25 protein-coding genes are annotated in these 21,564 nt (G+C 71.4%); 13 read left to right on the top strand and 12 right to left on the bottom strand.

The features are described from left to right. The first annotated feature begins 23 nt into the window (after nucleotides 1–23). Complete coding sequence (locus OF850_RS12250) at nucleotides 24–1,001, top strand: Bug family tripartite tricarboxylate transporter substrate binding protein (protein WP_301590431.1); 978 nt, start codon at nucleotides 24–26, stop codon at nucleotides 999–1,001. Here the strand turns inward: OF850_RS12250 and OF850_RS12245 are convergent. Further along, nucleotides 988–2,223 carry an ABC transporter substrate-binding protein gene (locus OF850_RS12245; protein WP_301590430.1) on the bottom strand — a complete coding sequence of 412 codons (1,236 nt, stop codon included), beginning with the start codon at nucleotides 2,221–2,223 and terminating at the stop codon, nucleotides 988–990. The two genes, OF850_RS12250 and OF850_RS12245, sit on opposite strands and share 14 nt — an antisense overlap. On the opposite strand from OF850_RS12245, the gene OF850_RS12240 reads away from it, so the two are divergent. From OF850_RS12240 to OF850_RS12205, 8 genes are all read left to right on the top strand, one after another. Next, nucleotides 2,222–3,229, top strand: coding sequence for an NAD(P)H-quinone oxidoreductase (locus OF850_RS12240; protein WP_301590429.1), 1,008 nt, complete (start codon nucleotides 2,222–2,224; stop codon nucleotides 3,227–3,229). The two genes, OF850_RS12245 and OF850_RS12240, sit on opposite strands and share 2 nt — an antisense overlap. A gap of 6 nt (nucleotides 3,230–3,235) precedes the next feature. Continuing rightward, on the top strand, nucleotides 3,236–4,099 hold the full coding sequence (locus OF850_RS12235; RefSeq protein ID WP_301590427.1) for a DMT family transporter: 864 nt from the start codon (nucleotides 3,236–3,238) through the stop codon (nucleotides 4,097–4,099). A gap of 7 nt (nucleotides 4,100–4,106) precedes the next feature. Next, nucleotides 4,107–4,859 carry an alpha/beta fold hydrolase gene (locus OF850_RS12230; RefSeq protein ID WP_301590425.1) on the top strand — a complete coding sequence of 251 codons (753 nt, stop codon included), beginning with the start codon at nucleotides 4,107–4,109 and terminating at the stop codon, nucleotides 4,857–4,859. Then, nucleotides 4,856–5,239 (top strand): MAPEG family protein, encoded by a 384-nt coding sequence (locus OF850_RS12225; RefSeq protein WP_301590424.1) that lies wholly within the window; start codon nucleotides 4,856–4,858, stop codon nucleotides 5,237–5,239. Before OF850_RS12230 ends, OF850_RS12225 begins: the two co-directional genes overlap by 4 nt. A 145-nt stretch (nucleotides 5,240–5,384) precedes the next feature. After that, nucleotides 5,385–5,510 (top strand): hypothetical protein, encoded by a 126-nt coding sequence (locus OF850_RS12220; RefSeq protein WP_301590422.1) that lies wholly within the window; start codon nucleotides 5,385–5,387, stop codon nucleotides 5,508–5,510. A gap of 80 nt (nucleotides 5,511–5,590) precedes the next feature. Beyond that, complete coding sequence (locus OF850_RS12215; protein WP_301590420.1) at nucleotides 5,591–6,271, top strand: hypothetical protein; 681 nt, start codon at nucleotides 5,591–5,593, stop codon at nucleotides 6,269–6,271. After that, the gene (locus tag OF850_RS12210; RefSeq protein ID WP_301590419.1) at nucleotides 6,268–7,347 is read left to right on the top strand and encodes a toxic anion resistance protein; all 1,080 of its coding nucleotides are present in this window, start codon (nucleotides 6,268–6,270) and stop codon (nucleotides 7,345–7,347) included. Before OF850_RS12215 ends, OF850_RS12210 begins: the two co-directional genes overlap by 4 nt. A gap of 85 nt (nucleotides 7,348–7,432) precedes the next feature. Beyond that, nucleotides 7,433–8,395, top strand: coding sequence for a Bug family tripartite tricarboxylate transporter substrate binding protein (locus OF850_RS12205; protein ID WP_301590417.1), 963 nt, complete (start codon nucleotides 7,433–7,435; stop codon nucleotides 8,393–8,395). Nucleotides 8,396–8,401: 6 nt separating this feature from the next. Here the strand turns inward: OF850_RS12205 and OF850_RS12200 are convergent, their stop codons facing one another. The 7 genes from OF850_RS12200 to rpmH all read right to left on the bottom strand — a co-directional run bounded on the left by OF850_RS12200 (nucleotide 8,402) and on the right by rpmH (nucleotide 15,307). After that, nucleotides 8,402–11,017, bottom strand: a complete 2,616-nt coding sequence (locus OF850_RS12200; RefSeq protein ID WP_301590416.1) for an ATP-binding protein — start codon at nucleotides 11,015–11,017, stop codon at nucleotides 8,402–8,404. Nucleotides 11,018–11,196: 179 nt separating this feature from the next. Continuing rightward, nucleotides 11,197–12,078 carry an acetylglutamate kinase gene (gene argB / locus OF850_RS12195; RefSeq protein WP_301590415.1) on the bottom strand — a complete coding sequence of 294 codons (882 nt, stop codon included), beginning with the start codon at nucleotides 12,076–12,078 and terminating at the stop codon, nucleotides 11,197–11,199. A gap of 52 nt (nucleotides 12,079–12,130) precedes the next feature. Next, nucleotides 12,131–12,808, bottom strand: a complete 678-nt coding sequence (gene yihA / locus OF850_RS12190) for a ribosome biogenesis GTP-binding protein YihA/YsxC (protein ID WP_301590413.1) — start codon at nucleotides 12,806–12,808, stop codon at nucleotides 12,131–12,133. Beyond that, nucleotides 12,805–14,571, bottom strand: coding sequence for a membrane protein insertase YidC (yidC, locus tag OF850_RS12185; protein WP_301590412.1), 1,767 nt, complete (start codon nucleotides 14,569–14,571; stop codon nucleotides 12,805–12,807). Before yidC ends, yihA begins: the two co-directional genes overlap by 4 nt. A gap of 13 nt (nucleotides 14,572–14,584) precedes the next feature. Next, the gene (gene yidD, locus OF850_RS12180) at nucleotides 14,585–14,815 is read right to left on the bottom strand and encodes a membrane protein insertion efficiency factor YidD (RefSeq protein WP_301590411.1); all 231 of its coding nucleotides are present in this window, start codon (nucleotides 14,813–14,815) and stop codon (nucleotides 14,585–14,587) included. Continuing rightward, entirely contained in the window at nucleotides 14,812–15,150 is a 339-nt protein-coding gene (gene rnpA / locus OF850_RS12175; protein WP_301590410.1) for a ribonuclease P protein component, read from the bottom strand. The genes yidD and rnpA overlap by 4 nt, the downstream gene beginning before the upstream one ends. 22 nt (nucleotides 15,151–15,172) lie before the next feature. Then, complete coding sequence (gene rpmH, locus OF850_RS12170; RefSeq protein ID WP_202833391.1) at nucleotides 15,173–15,307, bottom strand: 50S ribosomal protein L34; 135 nt, start codon at nucleotides 15,305–15,307, stop codon at nucleotides 15,173–15,175. 167 nt (nucleotides 15,308–15,474) lie between these two features. Here rpmH and OF850_RS12165 point away from each other — a divergent pair, with 167 nt between their 5' ends. The 3 genes from OF850_RS12165 to OF850_RS12155 are packed head-to-tail and all read left to right on the top strand — an operon-like array spanning nucleotide 15,475 to nucleotide 17,514. Continuing rightward, nucleotides 15,475–16,251, top strand: a complete 777-nt coding sequence (locus tag OF850_RS12165; RefSeq protein WP_301590409.1) for a 3-hydroxybutyrate dehydrogenase — start codon at nucleotides 15,475–15,477, stop codon at nucleotides 16,249–16,251. Further along, complete coding sequence (locus OF850_RS12160; RefSeq protein ID WP_301590407.1) at nucleotides 16,251–17,315, top strand: patatin-like phospholipase family protein; 1,065 nt, start codon at nucleotides 16,251–16,253, stop codon at nucleotides 17,313–17,315. The genes OF850_RS12165 and OF850_RS12160 overlap by 1 nt, the downstream gene beginning before the upstream one ends. A gap of 13 nt (nucleotides 17,316–17,328) precedes the next feature. Beyond that, nucleotides 17,329–17,514: a hypothetical protein gene (locus OF850_RS12155; protein ID WP_301590406.1), complete on the top strand. Its 186-nt coding sequence runs from the start codon at nucleotides 17,329–17,331 to the stop codon at nucleotides 17,512–17,514. Here the strand turns inward: OF850_RS12155 and OF850_RS12150 are convergent. Genes OF850_RS12150 through gluQRS form a run of 4 tightly spaced genes read right to left on the bottom strand, consistent with a single transcriptional unit; the run spans nucleotide 17,505 to nucleotide 20,791 of the window. Further along, nucleotides 17,505–17,873, bottom strand: a complete 369-nt coding sequence (locus OF850_RS12150; RefSeq protein WP_301590405.1) for a DUF3293 domain-containing protein — start codon at nucleotides 17,871–17,873, stop codon at nucleotides 17,505–17,507. The genes OF850_RS12155 and OF850_RS12150 overlap by 10 nt on opposite strands. Before the next feature lie 20 nt (nucleotides 17,874–17,893). Next, complete coding sequence (locus OF850_RS12145) at nucleotides 17,894–19,075, bottom strand: class I SAM-dependent rRNA methyltransferase (RefSeq protein ID WP_301590404.1); 1,182 nt, start codon at nucleotides 19,073–19,075, stop codon at nucleotides 17,894–17,896. Further along, nucleotides 19,072–19,956 carry a DMT family transporter gene (locus tag OF850_RS23680; RefSeq protein WP_301590403.1) on the bottom strand — a complete coding sequence of 295 codons (885 nt, stop codon included), beginning with the start codon at nucleotides 19,954–19,956 and terminating at the stop codon, nucleotides 19,072–19,074. Before OF850_RS23680 ends, OF850_RS12145 begins: the two co-directional genes overlap by 4 nt. A gap of 16 nt (nucleotides 19,957–19,972) precedes the next feature. Further along, nucleotides 19,973–20,791, bottom strand: coding sequence for a tRNA glutamyl-Q(34) synthetase GluQRS (gene gluQRS / locus OF850_RS12135; protein ID WP_301590402.1), 819 nt, complete (start codon nucleotides 20,789–20,791; stop codon nucleotides 19,973–19,975). Nucleotides 20,792–20,954: 163 nt separating this feature from the next. On the opposite strand from gluQRS, the gene OF850_RS12130 reads away from it, so the two are divergent. Continuing rightward, complete coding sequence (locus OF850_RS12130; protein WP_301590401.1) at nucleotides 20,955–21,542, top strand: HNH endonuclease; 588 nt, start codon at nucleotides 20,955–20,957, stop codon at nucleotides 21,540–21,542. The last annotated feature ends 22 nt before the right edge of the window (nucleotides 21,543–21,564 follow it).

Below are 21,564 nucleotides of genomic sequence, written 5' to 3'. Positions count from 1 at the left end.
TGGAAAGTTAGGGAGGTTCGTCCATGCTTCGTCGCCAGGCCCTTGGCCTTGCTGCTACCGCGCCCTTCGCCGCGCGCACCGCCTTCGCCCAGGGCTCCGACTGGCCCAACCAGCCCGTCCGCCTCGTCGTGCCCTTTGCCGCCGGCGGGCCGACCGACATCCCCGCGCGCGTCATCGCCGAGGAAATGTCGAAGACGTTGCCGCAGCGCTTCGTGGTGGAGAATCGCACGGGCTCCGGCATCATCATCGGCACGGACATCGTCGCGAAGGCGCCGAAGGACGGTCACACCCTGCTCTACAGCACCATTGGCCATGCCGTGGTGCGCGCCCTGTTCGAGCGCGTGCCCTTCGACCCGGTCGCGGATTTCACGCCCGTCGCCCTCATCGGCCAGGTGCCGATGATCCTGATGGTGAACAGCAACTTCCCCGCCCGCACGCTGCCTGAACTGATCGAGCTGATCCGCGCCAATCCGGGGCGCTACGACTACGCCTCCTCCGGCAATGGCGGCGCCGTCCATCTCGCTTCCGAACTGTTCCTCGCCATGGCGGGCGGGCTGCGGATGAACCACATCGCCTTCCGTGGCTCGGCGGCGGCCATGCCGGACGTGCTGGCGGGGCGCGTTCCGATGATCGTGGACGTGGCGGCCAGCGCGCTGCCCTATCTCCAGCGCGGCGAGATGCGGGCCCTGGCCATTTCCACCCGCGCGCGCTCGCCGCTGGCGCCGAACATCCCGACCTTCATCGAAGGCGGCGTCGCGGATTACGAGGCCTATACCTGGCACATGATGCTGGCGCCGTCCGGCACGCCGGAGGCTGCGATCCGCGCCGCCAATGCCGCGGTGAACCGGGCGCTCGCGGTGGATGCGGTGCGGGACCGGCTGACGGAGCTTGCGGTGCAGATCGTGCCGGACTCCACGCCGGACAGCGCCGCCGCTTTTCTCCGTTCCGAAATGGAGAAATGGGAGCCGATCATCCGCTCCCGCGGCATCAAGGTGGGCTGATCGGCCCGAAGGCGGCCGCCTCCGGCCACACGGCCACGGGGCGGCCGGCCTGCCATTGCGACAGCACGGGCGCGGCGCGGAGATTCTGCCCCCGCTCGTCGAGTCGCCAGCCCCAGCCATTGGGCAGCGTTCCCTCCGGCTGGTCCACCGCGCCCAGCGCCTGGCGCAGCGCCAGCCTCTCGCCCGGCGCCGCCAGCACGGTGCGGGCGCCGCTATAGGCCGCCAGCGAAAGCCCGCCACGTGGCGCGGCGCCCCAGCGGCGCTGGTAAAGTTCGGCGAAGGGCCGCGCGCCGGGAGCCAATGCCTCGGCCGTCGCCACGGGCGGCACGTCCAGCACGAAGCACCCCTCGATCCCCGCCGTGCGTGCCAGTTCCGCGAGGCCCCAGGCGCTGCCCAGCCCCATGATGACGGGCGGCCGCCACGGCGCCTCAGCCAGGGCGCGCAGCAGCGCGGCAGCATCGGCCTCGCTGCCCGCATGCAGCAGGGCGCTGGCCCCGGCGGTGCGAAGGCGCTGCACCAGCGCCGGCATCTCCGCCGTGCGCGGCGCGTGGGTCAGCCGCTCCAGCACGGTCAGTCCCGCCTCGCGCAGCCGCGCCTCGCAGGATTCGGCGAGGCTGGTGGGGGAGGGCGAGGCCTCGTGCAGCAGCGCGATGCGCAGCGCCTCGGTGGGCTGGCCCAGCCAGCCGGGCAGGACGCGCATCAGCGCCCCCGCCGCCACCGCGCCGAAATCCGCGGCGCGCGGCCCGGGGCGGATGAGCCAGCGCGACGGGCGCTCCAGCAGCGCCTCGGCCGTCGCGACAAGTTCGACAAAAGGCACTTCCAGCGAGTCCACCGCCTGCAGCGCGGCAAGGGCAGAGGTGACGTTGCCGCTGCCGAAGAGCAGCGTGCAGCGCTCCGCCTGGACGAGGCGCCGGGCCTCGGCCAGCACCTGCGCCGCCTCGCCGGCCTCGCCCCGGACCAGCCGCGTCGGGCGGCCGCGTTCCTCCACGGCAAGTTCCAGCCCGCGCAGCGCCTCGTCGCTCAGCAGGGACGAGGCCGGGAAGATCGCGCCGATCCGCGACTCGGCCGGCGCCTGCGCGAAGGCGGGCGCGGCGAGGGCGAGCATGGGCAGGGCACGGCGGCGGATCACGCGCCGATTGTCGCGCCGCGCCGCCCGCCGCGCAACTTGACGCTGCTTGTCGCGCGGCGTTCCTTGGCGCCAACCGAGGAGGAGCCCACGCATGCCCGACACCATGACCTTTATCGCCCATGGCAGCGGCGGCGGCCCCGAGGTGCTGGTGCCCTCGACCGGACCCGTCCCGAAGCCCGCTTCCGACGAGGTGCTGATCCGCGTCGAGGCGGTGGGGGTGAACCGGCCCGACGTGGCGCAGCGCGAGGGGCGCTATCCGCCGCCGCCCGGCGCCTCCCCGATCATTGGCCTGGAATGCGCGGGCGAGGTGGTGGCGGTGGGCGAGGCGGCGAGGAAGTTCCGCGTTGGCGACAAGGTCTGCGCGCTGACCAATGGCGGCGCCTATGCCGAGTTCTGCACGGCGCCCGAGGCGCAGACCCTGCCCTGGCCCAAGGGTTTCGACGCGCTGCGCGCCGCCGCCGTCCCGGAGACCTACTTCACCGTCTGGGCCAATCTGTTCGGCACGGCACACAGCCTGGGCGGCCACCTCGCCCCCGGTGAGACGGTGCTGGTGCATGGCGGCACCTCGGGAATCGGCGTCACCGCCATCCAGCTCGCCAAGGCCTTCGGCAGCCACGTCATCACCACCGCCGGCAGCGACGAGAAATGCGCCGAGGCGGTGAAGCTGGGTGCCGACCACGCCATCAACTACCGCACGCAGGACTTCGCCGAGGAGGTGAAGCGCATCACCGACGGGCGGCTCGCCGACGTGGTGCTGGACATGGTGGGCGCGCCCTATTTCGCGAAGAACCTGCGCTGCCTGCGCATGGACGGGCGGCTCGTGCTGATCGCCTTCCTGGGCGGCGAAACGGCGGAGAAGGTGGATCTGCGTCCCATCATGGTGCGCCGCCTTTCGGTCACCGGCTCCACCATGCGGCCGCGCACCACGGCGCAGAAGACCGAGATCGCCGATGCGCTGCGCGAGAAGGTGTGGCCGCTGCTGGAGAAGGGCGTCGCCTGCCCGCGTATCCACGCCACCTTTCCGCTCGCCGAAGCGGCCAAGGCGCATGCGCTGATGGAAAGCAGCCAGCACATCGGCAAGATCATGCTTACGGTCTGACGCCTCGTGTCGCAGGCCCGGGCGCTCCGCCTGCTGCTGATGGCGGTGGTGCTGTTCGGCGGGGTCTGGCCGGTGACCAAGGACGCGCTGCGCGACGCGACGCCGCTGTGGTTTGGCTTCTCGCGTGCCGCGCTCGCGGCCGTCGCGACGACGCTGCTGATGGCGGCGATGGGCCGGCTGCGCCTGCCCGGGCGCGCGGACTGGCCGGCGGTGCTGGCGGTCGGCACCTTGCAGATCGGCGCCTTCTTCGCCTTCGCGCATGCGGCGCTTTTCCACGTCCCGGCGGGACGGACGGCGGTGCTGGCCAATGTCACCATCTTCTGGCTGGTGCCGCTTTCCGTCTGGATGCTGGGGGAGGTGGTATCGGCGCGGCGCTGGGGGGCGGCGGCGGTCGGCCTGGCCGGGGTGGCGGTGATGACGGGGCCCTGGGCCTTCGACTGGTCCGCGCCGGGCATGCTGTCCGGCCATGCGCTGCTGCTCGGTGCCTCCTTGTGCTGGAGCGTCGCCATCGTCGCCACGCGGCTGCGCCCGCCCATGACGCCGATGATCGCCCTCCTGCCGACGATCTTCACGGTGGGCGCGCTGGTGCAACTGCCCGTGGCGCTGTGGCGGGAATCGGATGGCGGCCTGGGCTGGGGTGCCGCGTTCCAGGCCGGATTCATCGGGCTGGTGGCGGCGCCGGTGGGCACCTGGGCGTTGATCGAGGCGGGGCGACATCTGAACGCGGTCGTGGCCTCGCTCGGCTTCCTGCTCGTCCCCGTGGTGGGGGTCGCGCTGGCGACGCTGTGGCTGGGCGAGCCCCTGGGATGGGACCTCCTGCTGGGCGGCACGCTCGTGGTGCTGTCCGTGGTGCTGGCGGCGAAAGGATAGGGTGGGCATGCGGCTGAAGCTGGTGGAAATGGGGGAGGGGCCGCCCCTCGTGCTGGTGCACGGGCTTTTCGGCGCGGCGCGCAACTGGGGTGGCATCGGGAAACATGTGGCGCGGCGCTTCCGCGTCCTCACGCCCGACCTGCGCAACCATGGCGAAAGCCCGCACGTCGCCGGAATGTCCTACGCGGCGATGGCCGAGGACCTTGCGGAAACGCTGCGCGCGCATGGCGCGGCGGGCGCGACGGTGCTGGGGCACTCCATGGGCGGCAAGGCGGCGATGGCCCTGGCGCTGCGTCACCCCGAGATGGTCGGGCGCCTCGTCGTGGCGGACATCGCACCGCGCCGCTACGCCCCCTCGCTGCGCGGCTATGTCGCGGGAATGCGCGCCATGGCGCTCACGCCCGGCCTTGCGCGGCGCGATGCCGACGCTTCCCTCGCCGCATCCGTGCCCGATCCCGGCATCCGCGCCTTCCTGCTGCAGTCGCTCGACTTCGAGGCGGATCCGCCGCGCTGGCGCATCGGGCTGGAGCACATCTCGGCCGGCATGGGCGAGGTGGAGGATTTCCCCGTCGCCGGCCGCTACGAGGCCCCGGTGCTGGTCATTGCCGGCGAACGCTCGGACTACATCCGGCCGGAGGATCGCGCCCTGTTCCTGCGCTTCTTCCCGCAGGCGCGCTTCGCCGTGGTGGAGAAGGCGGGGCACTGGGTCCATTCGGAAAATCCGCGCGGCTTCCTGTCGGTGCTGGAGGAGTGGCTGTGACCGGGTTCCCGGTCGCCTCCACCTACGCGGCACTGCTTGCCCTGCTGCTGCTTGCCCTGTCGCTGCTGGTGATCCGCCAGCGCCTGCACAGCCGTGTCGCGATCGGCACGGAGGGCGGCGAGGCGCTGCTACGCGCCGCCCGCGCCCAGGGCAACTTCACCGAGTACGTGCCGGTGATTCTCGTGCTCCTGCTGCTGCTGGAGGCAGGCGGCGCCTCGGCGGCTCTGCTGCATGGCATCGGCGCGGCGACGCTGCTGGGGCGGGTGCTGCACGGCATCGGCATCTCCCGCAGCCCGGAGCGGCTGCGCTTTCGCCAGGCGGGCATGGCGCTCACCTTCGGGCCGCTCGCGGTGGCGGCGGTGGCGCTGCTGCTGCGCTGACGGCGAAGTTCCTTGACGGGACGCGGCGCGATGCCCAATCATGCGTCGATGTTCACGCCGTTCACATGCCGATCCGGCGCACGACGCCGCCCCCGCTGGCACCGCGCCGCTTGCACCTGGGGGCCGGCGGGACAATCTGGCGAGCATGGAGATCCAGCCGCGTTCGTCCGTCCTGCTTCCGGGCCTGCCGCTGCCGCTTCGCATCGCGATCGGCTTCGGGCTGCTCAGCCTGTGCCTGTGGCTGCCGGCCTTCGTGGCCATCTTCCGCTGATGAAGAGGTCGCGAGGGCGTTGGCCCGACGCCGCGGGGCGGCCGGCGGCGCGATTCGGCTGGCGCGTGTGGCTGCTGCCCATGTTCCTGTGGCCGCTCGCCATCGACGTGGTGACGGAGATCATCCGCGGGCGGCCGGTGCGCCTCGTCGGCGGAGTGCTTGCCCTGTTTCTCGCATGGAAGGCGGCGGCGCTGCTGGCGACGCGAAGCGCGGGCGCCAACCGGCGCGGCGCGGCGCTGGTCGGCGTGTCGGCGGGCCTTACCGCCGGCCTGGCCGCCGGCATGGGGCCGCTGATCGCCGTTGCGCTCGGCTTCGGCGCCTGGGCGGGCACGCGCCTCCTTACCGAGGACCTGCCGGAGGCACCGCCCCCGCCCGAACCCGCCCCCATCCCCGAGACCGACCCGCTGGCGCCGCAGCGCGCCCAGCTTCAGCGCGTCGCCGACGCCGCGCCCGCCCTGCCGCATGCGGTGGAGATGGGGGGCGCCGTTTCCGCCCTGCGCGACGTGCTGGACGACCTCGCCCTGCGGCCGGCCCGGCTGCCCGATGCGCGCCGCCACCTTAACATGCAGCTGGACGGGCTGTCGCGCATCGTGGACCGCCTGGAAGCGGGCGCGACCCCGCCCAAAACGCTGCCAGCCCTGCTGGGCGAGATCGCCGCCTCGGCCCGGCGCCTCCGGTCCGAGCTCAACAGCGCCGAGAGCGAGGCGCTGGACATCCAGGTGAAGGTTCTGGCGGAAAGGCTGCGACAGGAAGGACCATGAGCGAAACCACCCCCATGCCCCCGCCCATCCCGCCCACCCCCGCGCGCGAGGCGGAGGTGGCGAAGCTGGCCGCCGCGATCGACATCAACGACAGCGGCTCCATCCTGCGATTCGGCGCGGCGGCGCAGTCGCGCGCCCAGGCGGCGGCCGACGCCATGCTTGAAGGCGCCAAGAACCAGGATACCGGTCCGGCGGGCGAGTCCTTGTCCGACATGCTTTCGGCGCTGCGCGGCTTCGACGTCACCACACTGGTGGGCAAGAAGCCGTCCTTTCTCCAGCGCGTCTTCACCAAGGCCGGCGCCGAGGCCACGGCGATCCTCCAGCGATACGAAGGTGTGCGCGGCCAGGTGGAGGCAATCGGCGACCGGCTGGACGACCACCGCACCCGGCTGCTGGAGGATGTGGAGCGGCTGGAGCGGCTCTATGCCGCGACGCTCGACTGGTTCCACGCCCTGGCGGACCACATCGCGGCCGGCGAGCAGGTGCTGCACCGCACGGATGCGGAACTGATCCCCGGCCTCGTCGCCGCGACGGAGAAGGGGGACGACCCCATCGCGCCGCAGCGCCTGCGCGACGCCCGGTCCGCGCGCGACGAGCTGGAGCGGCGCGTCCACGACCTGCGGCTGACGCGGCAGGTGGCGATGCAGGCCCTGCCGTCCATCCGGCTGATCCAGGAGAACGACAAGGCCCTCGCCTCCAAGATCCAGTCCGTGCTGGCCAACACCGTGCCGCTCTGGCGCCAGCAGCTGGCGCAGGCCCTGGCCATCCACCGGATGCGCGAGGCGGGGCGCGCGGTGAAGCAGGCGACCGACCTCACCAACAAGCTGCTGACCGCGAATGCCGAGACCCTGCGCACGGGTAATGCCGAGGCGCGGGTGGAGCTGGAGCGCGGCACCTTCGACCTGGAGGCGGTGAAGCAGGCCAATGCCGCGCTGATCGGCACGATCGAGGACAGCCTGCGCATCGCGGACGAGGCGCGCACGATGCGGCGCAACGCGGAAAAGGAACTTGCGGCCTGCGAGCAGGCCATCCGCCGCGCGCTCACCGCCGCCAAGGGGCCGGCCGGGTCGCGCTGACGCTTTGCTCGTGCGGATGCGCCCGGCCTGGCGCATCCTCCCCGTGCGGCACCCGATGCCGGAACCTCGACGGGAAAGGAAACGCATGATCACGCGACGCGCGGCGCTGGTCGCCGGCACGGGGGCGCTCGCTGCGCCGGCCCTGGCGCAGGGGTCGGCCGGCACCATCCGCATCATCGTGCCGTTCCCGCCCGGCGGGAGCGTGGACACGGTGTCGCGCCTCATGCAGCCGCATCTCCAGGCTTCGCTGGGCGCGAATATCCTGGTGGAGAACCGGGGCGGCGCCTCGGGCGCGCTGGGGACGGCGCAGGCGGCGCGCGCCGCGCCGGACGGCCAGACCTTCCTGATGGTGTTCGACACCCACGCCACCAACCCGTCCCTCATCCCCAATCTCGGCTTCGACACGCGGCGCGACCTCGCGCCCGTCTGGCTGCTGGGTACGGCGCCGAACATGCTGCTGGTGCACCGCAACCGGCCCTGGACGAGCCTGGCGCAGGTGCTGGACGCGGCGCGGGCGCAGCCGGACCGCATCTCTTGCGGGACGATCGGCAACGGGTCCCTCGCGCATCTCGGCATGGTGCTGGCGCAGCGGGCGGGCCGGTTCAGCATCAGCCACGTGCCCTACCGGGGCGGCGGGCCGCTCGCCACCGCCGCCATGGCGGGCGAGACCGACCTCTACGCCGCCACCGGCACCATCTTCGTCGAGCATCTGCGCCAGGGCGTGCTGCGTCCCCTCGCCGTGCTGGGGCCGCGCCGCCGCGCCCACCTGCCCGATGTGCCGACCATGGCGGAGGCAGGCCTGCCCGGCGTGGAGGCAGAGGCCTTCTGGGGGATGCTGGCCCCCTCCGGGACGCCCGCGCCGATCATCGCCCGGATGGAGGAGGCCTGCCGCCGCGCGACCGAGGTGCCCGAGGTGCGCGAGCGCCTGACCGGCATCATGGGCATCGAGATGGGCAATTCGAGCGGCGCCGAGTTCGGCCGCTTCCTGGACCGTCAGATCACGACCTGGGCGCGGGTGATCGGGGAGAACAACATCCGCCCCGATTGAGGCGCCTCAGGCGGGAAGGGCCAGCCCCTCGACGCGGAGCGCCTCGTGCAGCGCCGCGAGTTCGGCCGCCGTCTCTGGCGCGCCATCCACCAAGGCACGCCGCGTGCGCCGCGCCGGGCCGGCGATGCGCTCCATCTCCAGATACGCCGCCGTGCCGGCCAGGGCATGAAGCTGCGCCGGAAGGCCCGGATCGCCCTGCCGTGCGGTGAGCACGGCGTCGGCGCGGCTGCGCAGCTCCGCTTCGAGCGCCGGGCGCAGCGGCCCGAGGCTGGTGCTCCGCTCCGGCTCCGTCCCCGCCACCTCGCCGAGAAGGGCGAGAAGGCGCTGCCTTTCCACCGGCTTGGCGATGTGGTGCTCCATCCCGGCCGCGCGGGCGGCGGCGATGTCCTCCGGAAAGGCGCTCGCTGTCACGGCGATGACGGGGGTGATGCCGGCGGGGCCGGGCAGGGCGCGCAGGCGATGTGTCGCCTCCAGCCCGTCCATGCCGGGCATCATCACGTCCATCAGCACCGCGTCGAAGCCTTCGCCGCGCGCCGCAGCGGCCTCCACCGCCTCCAGCGCCGCCTCGCCGCCCGTCACGCAGGTCAGCGCGAAGCCGGTGGTGGCGAGCAGGGCGCGCAGCACCGCGAGGTTGGCGGGCGAATCATCCACGGCGAGGATGCGAAGCTTGCGCAGCCGCGGCTCCGCCACGGGGGCGGGAAGCTCCGCTTCCACCAGCGGCAGGTCCAGCCGGAAGGTCGCGCCGCGCCCATCCGGCCCGTCCATGCAGGCGATGCTGCCGCCCATCAGCGCGGCGAGGCGGGCGGAGATGGCGAGGCCAAGACCGGTTCCTTCCACCGCGGCCGAGGAAAGCTTGCCGAAATCCGCGAAGAGCGCCGCGCGCTCCGTTTCCGGCACGCCGGGCCCCTGGTCGGTCACGTCGGCGATGATGCGGTCGCCCTCGCGCCACACCTCCAGCAGCACCTCGCTGCCCTCGGGCGTGAACTTCACCGCGTTGCCGAGCAGGTTCAGCAGGATCTGGCGCACCCGCGTCGCATCGGCGCGCATGCCGCCCGGCAGGCCCGCGAGGCGCGTCCGGACCTCGACGCGCCGCGCCGCGGCGACCGGGCGGATGATGCTCGCGGCGGCCTCGAAGGGCTCGGCGGCGGGCACCGCCTCCTCGTTCAAGGAAAGGCGGCCCGCCTCCATCGCCGCGAGGTCCAGCACCTCGTTCGCCAGCGACAGGAGGTGGCGGCCGGCGGCGTCCACCATCTCCACCTGCCGCCGCGCCTCGCCGGGCAACGCCGCGCCGCGCCGCAGATGCGCGGTGAGGCGAAGGAGGCTGCTGAGAGGCGTCCGCAGCTCGTGGCTCACATGCGTCAGGATGCGGGACTTGGCCTGCATGGCACGGGACGCGTCGTCCCGCGCCTCGGCCAGCTCGTGCATGATGCGCTTCTGCGCGGTGATGTCCGTGTGGATGCCGACGAGGCTGCCATCGGGCAGCCGGCTCTGCGCCACGCGCAGGCAACGGCCGGAGGGCATCCGGCGGTCGAAGGGCTCGCCCGTGCGGCGATGCTCCAGCATCCGGGCCTCGAGGTCGGGGGCCGTGCCGTAGGCCGGATGGCGGCGGGCCAGGTCGCGCACCAGTTCCGTGTAGTTGGCGCCGACCCGGAATCCAGGCTCGATCTCCGCGTAGAGTTCCTCCAGGCGCGGGTTCCAGAGCACCAGCCGGTCTTCCGAATCCCAGAGCGCGAAGCCGTCCTGCATGGCCGCGATGGCACCCTGCATCTTCTGGCGTGCCTCGACCTCCGCCTCCTGCGCGCGCAGGCGCAGGGCGAAGACGGAGGCGACGAGCAGGCCCAGCGCCGCGGTCATCATGCCGAAGGCGAAGACCCGGGCCATGATGCGGGTGCGCAGCTGGTGCCATTCTCCCAGCGCCACCTCCTCCGGCAGAACAGCCGTCAAGGCAATCGCGCCGAAGGGCAGCGCCCGCTGGGTGGAGTGGTGGAACTCGCTGACGCCACCGGCGCCCGTCCGGCGCACCACCTCGCCGCGGTCCAGCGAGGAGGGGCGGTGCGGCAGGGCCGTTCCGATCAGGTGCTCCTGTCCTGCCGCGGCGGCGAGCACGACGCCGGATGCGTCCTCCACGTGGAAGCGCAGCGCCTCGGTCTGCTGGATCGGCCGCAGCGCCGCGGCGAGGCGGAGATTGGGGATTTCCGCCACCAAAAGCAGCGGAGCTTCCCCGCGCATCGGAAATTCGCGGATCAGGAATAGGCTCCAGCCGCCATCGGCTCGCCGGGTGGGGCCGACCAGGGACATGCCGGGGGTGTCGTGATGCACGTGGACCAGTGCGTCCGCGGGCAGCGGTGTCGAGCCGTCGAGGGGCACCCCATCCTGGTGGATGGAGAAGGCGTAGCCCAGCGTCTCCGCCCGGAGGAGGTGGACCATGCGAAGCTTCTCGGACGGCGCGACGATGCCTTCTGCGATCAGCGAGGCCACCGCATCGACCCGGCTCTGCGCTGCGGCCAGCTCTCGCGCCACCGTGGTGGCTGCGAACTCGCCTGTGCGTTCCAACAGCGCGTGCGCGGAAGCCTCTGCCAGGGCATCGCCGCGTTCCAGCAGGCGATTTGTCGCGAATGCCATGATCGCGAGCAGGAGACCGGTCGCGATCAGGGCCAGCAGGGCAGGGCGGCGGGACGGAGGTTTCGGATCGGGACGCAAGACGGGCCTTGGGGTTGCTTGCACCGCTTCACTACCTGAAGTTGATTCCGCATGGAAGTGCGCTCGCCTTCCGCGAAAATCCGTAATTGCTTGACCGTCGGTTAGGGTTTGATCAGCGTGCCCGCGCCGCCGACGGTGAACAACTCGCGCAGCACCGCGTGCGGTACGCGTCCGTCCAGGATCACCGCGCCTTTCACGCCACGCTCCACCGCATAGATGCAGGTCTCCACCTTGGGGATCATGCCGCCTGCGATCCAGCCATCGGCGATGCCCTGGCGCGCCTCGGCCACCGTCATCTCGGGGATGAATTGCTTGCTCGCATCCATGACGCCCGGCACGTCGGTCAGCATCAGCATGCGCTCCGCCTCCAGCGCACCCGCGACGGCGCCGGACACGGTGTCGGCGTTGATGTTGTAGGTCTGCCCGTCCGCGCCCACGCCGACCGGCGCGATGACCGGAATGATGTCGGCACCGATCAGCAGCTTGAGGACGCGCGTGTCCACGTGCTCGGGTTCGCCCACCAGGCCAAGATCCAGCTCCTGCTCCGTGTTGGAGCCCGGGTCACGCACCGTGCGGGTCGCCCTGCGGGCGCGGATCAGCCCGCCATCCTTGCCGGAGATGCCGACGGCCAGCGCGCCGGCGCGGGTGATGCTTTCCGCGACCTGCTTGTTGACGGTTCCGGCCAGGACCATCTCGACCACCTCGACCATCTGCTGGTCGGTGACGCGCAACCCCTGCACGAAGGTGGACTTCACGCCGAGCCGCCCGAGCATGGCGTTGATCTGCGGCCCACCGCCATGCACGACGACCGGGTTCACGCCCACCTGCTCCAGCAGCGCGATGTCGCGGCCGAAGCGGAGCGCCGTTTCCTCCTCGCCCATGGCGTGGCCGCCATACTTCACCACGACGATCTGGTCGTCGTAGCGCTTCAGGTAGGGAAGGGCGCCGATCATGGATTCCATGGTGGCCTCGGCGTCGTTCATCAGGCGGTTCCCCGTGTGGTCGCCGCTTGTTTCCGGGCAGCCTCGCCCCGCGTCAACCCTGGCCCGCGAGGGCCGCCAGCTCCGCCCGCAGCTCCTCCATCCCGGCCCCCGTCTCCGCAGAAGTGACGAGGACGAGCGGGTGCCCGGCCGGGTGCTTGCGCGCCAGGGCCTGCACATCGGCCAGCCGCTTCGCGAGGTCGTTGGGCTTCACGCCGTCGCTCTTGGTGATGACGAGCTGGAAGGGAACGGCCGCCTTGTCGAGCAGCGTCATCACCGCGCGGTCGGAGGATTTCGTCTCGATCCGCGCATCCATCAGCAGCAGCACGCGGCGCAGATTCGGGCGGCCGCGCAGGTAGTCGAACATCAGGCCCTGCCAGTCTTCCTTCACCAGCTTGGAGGCCTTGGCGTAGCCGTATCCCGGCATGTCCACGAGAACGAGTGGCTGGCCCTCGGCGCGGAAGAAGTTGAGCTGCTTGGTGCGGCCCGGCGTCACCGAGACACGCGCCAGGGCCTTCTGCCCCGACAGCGCGTTGGTGAGCGAGGACTTGCCGACATTGGAGCGCCCAGCCAGCGCCACCTCGATCCCTTCCGGCGGGGGCAGGTGTTCTAGCGTCTGGGTCGCGGTGAAGAAGTCCCACGGCCGGGCGAAGAGGAGCCGCCCGGCCTCGATCAGCGCCGCGCGCTCCCCCTCGTCGCGCGCCTCGAGGAGCCCCCCGGCGGGGAGCGTCATTTCGGCGCCGCCCCGCCCTGCGCCGGGGTCAGCGAAGCCTGCTGCCGCTTCTGGTCGAGGCGCATGATGTAGCCCTGCTGCGCGATGGAAAGCAGGTTGTTCCACGCCCAGTAGATGATGAGCCCGGCGGGGAAGGAGGCCAGCATGAAGGTGAAGATCACCGGCATCCACTGGAAGATCTTCGCCTGGATGGGGTCGGGCGGCTGCGGGTTCAGCTTCTGCTGCAGCCACATCGTCACGCCCATGATCAGCGCCCAGGCCGGCAGGTGGAAGAAGGCCGGCGGGTCATAGGGCAGGAGGCCGAACAGATTGAACAGGTTGGTTGGGTCGGGCGCCGAAAGGTCTTGGATCCACCCGAAGAACGGCGCATGCCGCATCTCGATCGCGACGAAGAGCACCTTGTAAAGTGCGAAGAAGACCGGGATCTGGATCAGGATCGGCAGGCAGCCTGAGGCCGGGTTGATCTTCTCCGTCTTGTAGAGCGCCATCATCTCGGCCTGCATCTTGGCCGGGTCCTCTTTGTAGCGCTCGCGGATCTCCGTCATCTTCGGGGCGAGCAGGCGCATCTTGCTCATGCTCTTGTAGGCCTTGTTGGCCAGCGGGAAGAAGAAGAGCTTCAGCGAGAAGGTGAAGACCAGGATGGCGACGCCGAAGTTTCCGAAGGTGCGGCCGAGCCAGTCCAACGCGTAGAAGAAAGGCTTGGTGATGAAGTAGAACCAGCCGAAGTCGATGGCCTTGTCGAAATCCTGGACGCCCAGCCGGTCGCGGTAGCGGTCGAGGAGGTGCACCTCCTTCGCGCCGGCGAAGAGGCGCGTCGCGAAGGCTGCCTCGCCACCCGCGGGAACCGTCGCGGCGGTCGGCGGGGCCACGTCCACCTGCCAGCGGTCCACGTTGCCCTCGGGCACGTGGCGGAAGGCGGAGCGCAGGCGCTGCCCGTCCTCGGCGCGGGTCAAGGCGGTCAGCCAATACTTGTCGGAAAGCCCCGCCCAGCCGGCACTGGCCTCGCCCTCATAGGCGGTGCCACGGGCAGTGGCCGCGTTGCTCTTGCCGTCGTTGTAGGTGACCTCATTGAGGCGGCCATCCTGCACGGCGATGAAGCCCTCGTGCAGGATGAAAAATCCGGCGGTCTGCGGCGTGCGCTCGCGGCGGATGCGCGCCCAGGGCAGCAGCGTCACCGCCTGGTCGCCACGGTTGATGACGCGTTGGCGCACCCCGAACATGTAGTTGTCGTCGAGGCTCACCACCGCCTCGAAGACCTGTCCCACCCCGTTATCCCATGTGAAGGTGACCGGCGAGGCGGCCGAGAGCGGCCCGCCCGTGACCGTCCAGTCCGTGTCGTTCCCCGGAACGGGCGTGCGGCCATCCGCCGCCGTCCAGCCCCACTGGGCAAAATATCCTTCGGGCAGACCGCGCGGCGCCAGCAGGCGCACCAGCGGCGAGTTCGGCCGCGTGTGCTCGCGGTAGTCGCGCAGCACCAGCTGGTCGAGCTGGAGGCCGCGCGCCGAGATCCGGCCCTCGACGCGACCATTGGCCACGGCGACGGTCTGCGCCGGCGCGGTGGCCGGGGCAGCCGGCGCGGCGGAAACCTCGGCCCCCGGCGCAGCCGGGACGACCGGCGCCGGCACGGGCGAGCCGCTGGTCTGCTCGTGCGCCACCGGCGGCGGGGCCACCGGGGCCGGATTCATGGTCCGGTTCCACACGTCGAAGATCAGCAGGATGCCGACGGATAGGGCGATCGCCGCCAGGAGGCGCTTCTGGTCCATTCGGAGGGTCCGGTCAGTCTCTCGCCGGCGGGACGGGGTCCAGCCCGCCGGGATGCCAAGGGTTGCAGCGCAGGATGCGCCGGGTGGATAGGACGGATCCGTGCAGCGCGCCATGCTTGGCGATCGCTTCCAGCGCGTAGTCCGAGCAGGAGGGGAGGAACCGGCAATTGCAGCCGATCACCGGCCGCACGGTCCATTGATAGGCGAGGACGGCGCCCTTCAGCGCCAGGGCGCCAGGGCTCACGGCCGGGCTCCGGCGCGGCGCAGCGCGGCCGAAACCTCCTCCAGCAAGGAGGGGAAGGGGCAGGTGGCGGTGCCGTCGCGCGCGATCAGCACGATGTCGTGCCCCGGCGCGGGAGACGCTTCCAGGACCAGGCGCGCCGCCGCCCGCATCCGGCGCTTGGCGCGGTTGCGGGTGACGGCGTTGCCGATCTTCTTGGTCGCGGTGAAGCCCAGCCGCGTCTCGGCGGGGGCATCGGGGCGGGGCAGGGCCTGGAGGACCAGGTTGCGCCCGGCGGCCTTGCGACCCTCGCGGGCAGCACGCAGGAACTCGGCGCGGCGCTTCAGCCGGGACGGCATGGCCGAAGCCCGCGGGTGCGCCTCAGGCGCTGAGCTTGGAGCGGCCCTTGGAGCGGCGGTTGGCCAGCACCTTGCGGCCGCCCACCGTCGCCATGCGGGCGCGGAAGCCGTGCCGGCGCTTGCGGACGAGCTTGGAGGGCTGATAGGTGCGCTTCACGGCGGAACTCCCAGAAACAAGAAGGCTAACAAAGAAAAGCACGGGCCCGCGTCGCCGCGCCCCGTTCGGAGGGGCGGTATAGGGATCATGCGGACCCGCCGTCAAGTTGCGGCGTCGCAGCAAAGCGCCTATTCGCTTGCCGGAACAGCATCAGGACCGCGCGCCTCATGGAACGCACCCTCGAAGGTCAGGCGGCCCTCGTCACCGGCTCCACCAGCGGCATCGGGCTTGCGATCGCGACCTTTCTGCACCGGGCCGGGGCCCGCGTCATGCTCAACGGCTTCGGCAAGCCGGAGGAGATCGCCGCCGCCCGCGCCGCCGTGGGCGACGCCCCCCACAGCCCCGCCGACATGAGCAAGCCCGCCGAGGTCGGCGCCATGGTGGCCAACGCGGAGGCCCAGTTCGGGCGACTGGACATCCTCGTGAACAATGCGGGGATCCAGTTCGTCTCGCCGGTCGAGGAGTTCCCGCCCGAGAAGTGGGACGCCATCATCGCCATCAACCTGTCGTCCAACTTCCATGCCATCGCCGCGGCGCTGCCGGGGATGAAGCAGCGCGGCCATGGGCGGATCATCAACGTCGCCTCGGCGCACGGCCTCGTCGCCTCGCCCTTCAAGACGGCCTATGTCGCCGCGAAGCACGGCGTGGTGGGGCTGACCAAGTCCGTGGCGCTGGAGGTCGCGGAGGAGAACATCACCTGCAACGCGATTTGCCCGGGCTTCGTCCGCACCCCGCTGGCCGAGGCGCAGGTGAAGCCGCTGGCCGAGAAGCACGGCATTTCGGAGGAGGCGGCGCTGAAGGACCATCTCCTCGCCAAGCAGCCTTCCAAGCGCTGGATCGAGGTGGACGAGGTGGCGCGCATGGCGCTCTGGCTCGTCGGGCCGGATTCCGGCGGGGTGAACGGCGCCGCCCTGTCCATCGACGGGGGCTGGCTGGCGGCCTGATGGACAGCGTTCCCCAAGGCCTGTCCGCCCCCGCAGCCGCTCGCCCGGTGCGCCGCCGCATCAACCTGGCGCTGCAAGGGGGCGGCACGCACGGGGCCTTCACCTGGGGCGCGCTGGACCGCCTCCTCGAGGAGGAGGACCTGGAGTTCGACGGCCTGTCCGGCACCTCGGCCGGGGCCATCAATGGCGCCATCTTCGCCCTCGGCATGCTGGAAGGCGGGCGGATGGGCGCCAAGGCGGCCCTGGAGCGGTTCTGGCGGTCCCTCGGCAGCAAGTTCGCCGTGTCGCCCCTGCGCTCGACGCCGGTGGAAAAGGCGCTGTGGGGCTGGGACCTCACCTACAGCGTCGCCTGGAACGCCTTCGACACGGTGACGCGCCTCCTGTCGCCCTACCAGTTCAACCCCTTCACCATGGAGTTCAACCCGCTCCGGAAGGCGCTGGAAGAAAGCCTGGACCTCGCGCGGCTGCGGGCAGACAAGACCGCCATCCGGCTGTTCATCTCGGCCACCAACGTCCGCACCGGCAAGCCCAAGGTGTTCACGCGGCCGGAGATCACGGTGGACGCGCTGCTTGCCTCCGCCTGCCTGCCCAACATCTTCCGCGCCGTGGAGATCGACGGCGAGGCCTACTGGGATGGCGGCTACCTGGGCAATCCGGCCCTCTGGCCGCTCTACCACGACCGCCTGGCCTCGGACATCGTGCTGGTGCAGCTCAACCCGCTGCTGCGGCCCGAGCTGCCGACCTCGACCTCCGACATCCTGAACCGGTTGAACGAGATCAGCTTCAACGCCTCGCTGATGTCGGAAATGCGCGCCATCGACTTCGTGCAGCGCATGCTGGAGGCCGGGCGGCTGGAGCAGCCGCGCTACCGCCGCATCTTCCTGCACGCCATCGAGGACGAGGCACGGATGCGCGCCTTCAAGTTGTCCACCAAGTTCAACGGCGACTGGGACTTCCTCCAGACACTGCGCGACTATGGGCGCGAGGCGGCGGACGAGTTCCTGCGCGAGCGAGGCAGCCGCATCGGCAAGGAAAGCACACTCGACATCCAACGCTACCTCTAGCTAAGGGAAAGGCATGGAAACCGGCCTGATCCTCCGACTCGCCGCGGCGATCCTCCTGGCCGCGGGAGGGCTCTTCCTCGCCACGCGGGCGCATTTCGAGGTGACCGCGGAGCAGGTCGGGCTGCTGGTGGTGGTTCTGGCGGTGATCTGGGCCTACCGGATCGTCGCCGCCCATTTCGACCGCGCGGATCACGAATAGACCAGCAGGGTCCTCCGGTTCCGGCGCAGCAGGACGAAGGCGCGCTGGCGGAAGATCCGGCACAGGCGGCGGCCCAGCCGCACCCCGCCCGGAGTCGCGACCGTCCATTCCTGCCACGGGCCGTTGCCCGACCACCCCTCCGCCACCGGCCGGCCCTTCAGGACGCGCAGGAGCCGGCGATGGGCTTCCTCGTTCCAGCGCCGCGGCATCGGGCGGCTCATCGGGTTCCAGGCCGTGATGAGGACGAGCGAGGCGGCGCGGTGCTCCGCCATCCAGGCATCGGCGCTGGGCGAGGGCTCGCCGATCCGCGTGGCGACGGGTCCGGCGGCGTAGCGGCTGATGCGGTAGCCGCGATCCATGGCCGAGGGCATGGGTTCCCCTAATCGAGCTGGAAAAGCTGGGCCTTCAGGTAAGCGCTCTCCGGCAGCATGGGATGCACCGGATGGTCCGGACCGGCGCCGCCGGTCCAAAGGATCCGCCCGGTGCGGCGGGCGCGGAACACGCCGGTCCCCACCGCCTCGAAGAAGGCCCCCGGTTCGGCATGGTGGGAGCAGGAGGCGATGAACAGGAACCCGCCCGGCTCGACCAAGGAGGCGGAAAGGCGGGCCAGGCGGCCATAGGCGCGCAACGCGGCCGGGATGTCCTTGCGGCTCTTGGCGAAGGCGGGCGGGTCCGCCACCACCACGCCGAAGCGCCGGCCCTCGCCGATCAGCCGCTCCATCACGTCCATCGCGTCGCCGCGCAGGGCGGAAACGCCCTCCAGCCCATTGGCCTCGGCGCTGGTCAGGGCGAGGTCCAGCGCGGGCTGCGAGCGGTCCAGCAGCGTGACCGAGGCGGCGCCAGCCTTCGCGGCGAGCAGCCCGAAGCCTCCCGTGTGGCAAAAGGCATCCAGCACCCAGGCGCCCCGCGCCAGCGATGCGACCCGCGCCCGGTTCTCGCGCTGGTCGAAGAACCAGCCGGTCTTCTGGCCCGAAAGCAGGTCCACCTCGAAGCGCAGCCCGCCTTCCTCCACCCGTGCCACCGCCTCCTCGCCCATGGCGAGGCGGGTTTCCTCCGCGAGCCCCTCCAGGCGCCGCACCGCGCTGTCGTTGCGCAGCAGGACCGCGCGCGGCGCCAGCAGGTCGCGCAGCGCCTCCACGATCAGCGGCAGGGCGGCATCCATCCCGGCGGTGTTGGCCTGCACGGCCAGCACGTCGTCGAACCGGTCCACCACGAGCCCCGGCAGCCCATCCGCCTCGGCATGGGCGAGGCGGCAGAAGCGCGGCACGCCCAGCCGCTCCCGCAGCGCCAGCGCGGCGGCGAGGCGGTCGCGGAACCAAGCCGTGTCGGGCGCCGTGTCGCGGCGGCGGTCGAGGATGCGGGCGGCGATCAGGCTGTGCGGGTTGAATTGCCAGACGCCATGCCCGACCCCGTCATCGCCCTCGATGCCGACGGGTGTGCCGGGGGGCAAGGCCCGCGCCTCCGGCGTCATGCGGATCTCGTTGCTGAAGATCCAGGGATGGCCGAACTTCACCCGACGGTCGCGGCCGGGCATGAGGCGAAGCAGGGGAAGGGGGGTCATGCACGCTTCTCGCCCGCGCGCAGTGCCAGCGCCACCCCGCCGATCGTGCCGAGCAGCGCCACCGCCTCCCGCCAGCCCAGCGGTTCGTCCAGCACCAGCGCGCCGCCCAGCACGCCGACCACCGGGACCAGCAGCGTGCCCATGGTGCAGGTGGTGGCGGGCAGGCGCTGCAGCGCGCCGAACCAGCCGAGATAGGCGAGGCCGAGCGGCACGGCCGCCATCCAGCCCAGGAACACCCAGGCCCGCATGTCCAGCGCGGACCACGCCACCTCCTCGAACAGGATCGAGTAGAGCAGCAGCGGCGTCATCCCGATGGCGAGTTGCCACGTCGTCACCGCGACGGGGTGGAGGCTCAGCGGCCGCCGCTTCGCCAGCACCGTCGCCAGGGCGAAGAGTGTCGTGGCGCAGAGCATCAGGCCCAGCCCGGGCAGCTTCTCGAGGCTGAATTCCGCGCCCCGTCCGGCGAAGAGCACAGCGATGGAGCCCACCGCCAGCGCCAGCCCCAGCAGGCGCGGCCAGCCCGGCCGCTCGCCCAGGATGAGCCATGCGAGCAGCACCGCGATCACCGGCGCGGTGGAGCCGAGGATGACCCCCTCGCTCGCCTTCAGCCACAGCAGGGCGAAGGTGACGAAGCCCATCCAGGAAGCGACGTTGAGGATGGAGTAGAGCACCAGCCTCGGCCGCTGCGCGCGAGGCACGTTAAGGCTGATGCCGAAGGCCCGCGCCCCCAGCGCGAAGCACGAGGCCGCCGCCAGCCCGGCCCAGCCGCGCGTCGCCATGGGCGGCATCTCGGCCAGCAGCACCTTCACGACCGGCCAGTTGGAGCCCCAGCCCAGCGCACAGATCAGCAGAAAGACGAGGCCGGTGGAGCGCTGGGTCACGCGGGGGAGGATAGGTTCAATCGGGGAAGCCGGCCATGGCCCGCACGACGGCCGGGTCGTGCCCCCCCTCGCGCAGCGAGCGCAGGCTCGGCGCGCCGTCCCGCTTGGCGAGGCGCCGCCCGTCCGGGCCGAGGATCAGCGCGTGGTGGGCATAATCCGGCTCCGGCCATCCCATCAGCGCCTGGAGCAGGCGGTGGATGGAAGTCGCTTCCAGCAGATCCTCGCCGCGCGTCACCAGCGTGACGCCCTGCGCCGCGTCGTCCAACGAAACGCAGAGATGATAGGAGGCGGGCACGTCCTTGCGCGCCAGCACCACGTCGCCATGCGCCAGCGGGTCGCAATGCAGCCGTCCCCGTCCGCGCTCATGGAAGGAAAGGGGGCCGGTCTCCTCCATGGCACGCGCTACGTCGAGGCGCAGCGCATAGGCCTGTCCGGCGGCGATGCGCGACCCGGCCTCCGCGTGCGAGAGCCCCCGGCAGGTGCCGGGATAGACGAGGCCCGAAGGCCCGTGCTGCGCGCTGCCGGCGGCCGCGATGTCGGCCCGGGTGCAGAAGCAGGGATAAAGCAGGCCGCGCCGCTCCAGCGCTGCCAGGGCTCGGGCGTATTCCGCCATGCGGGAGGATTGCCGCCAGACCGGCCCGTCGAAGCGCAGCCCCAGCCAGGCGAGATCCTCCTCCAGCGCGGCGATCCATTCGGGACGGCAGCGGGTCGCGTCGATGTCCTCGATCCGCAGGAGGCAGCGCGTGCCCCAGCGCCGCGCGAAGATCGCGGAATGCGCGTGGCCGAGATGCAGGAGGCCGGTCGGCGAGGGGGCGAAGCGGGTGACGTCCTCCATGGCCTGGCCTGCGTACAAGTGACGGCCGCATGAAACAACCCATGAACCGGGTTGCGGCGTTGTGGTATTGGTGTCATGCAGTCACCACATCTTGTGGCGGCCGGCGAATCCGGAGCCAGCAGGGCTCCGGCTTCCGCCCCGTCCAGGCGCGGAGGCTCCCGGTTTGCCCGATGGCAGTCTGATCCCACAAATCCACGGGCCGGGCGGCTTCCCGGCCCTCGTTCTCAATGCCGATTTCCGGCCGCTCTCCTATTTCCCCCTTTCGGTCTGGGCATGGCAGGACGCGGTGAAGGCCGTCGTGCTCGACCGCGTCTCGGTGCTGAGCGAATACGAGACGGAGGTGCGCTCCCCGTCCTTCGCGATGCGCTTGCCCTCGGTGATCGCGCTGCGCGAATATATCCCGGCGGCGCGGCGCCCGGCCTTCACCCGCTTCAACGTGTTCCTGCGCGACCGCTTCGAGTGCCAGTATTGCGGCGACGGCTTCCCGGCGCAGGACCTCACCTTCGACCACGTCGTCCCGCGCTCCAAGGGCGGGCGCACTTCCTGGGACAACGTCGTGGCCGCATGCGGGCCGTGCAACCTCCGCAAGGGGAACCGCATGCCGCGCGAGTGCCACATGCTGCCACTCCAGACCCCCCGCCAACCGACGAGCTGGGAATTGCAGGATAACGGGCGCGCCTTCCCACCCAACCATCTGCACGAAAGCTGGCGCGACTACCTCTACTGGGATTCCGAGCTGGAGCAGGGCTGATTGACACCCTGGCCCACCGCTG

The organism is Sabulicella glaciei, from assembly GCF_026183895.1.
Taxonomy (GTDB): Bacteria; Pseudomonadota; Alphaproteobacteria; order Acetobacterales; family Acetobacteraceae; genus Roseococcus; species Roseococcus glaciei.
This window is presented reverse-complemented; position numbering and strand designations above follow the sequence as displayed.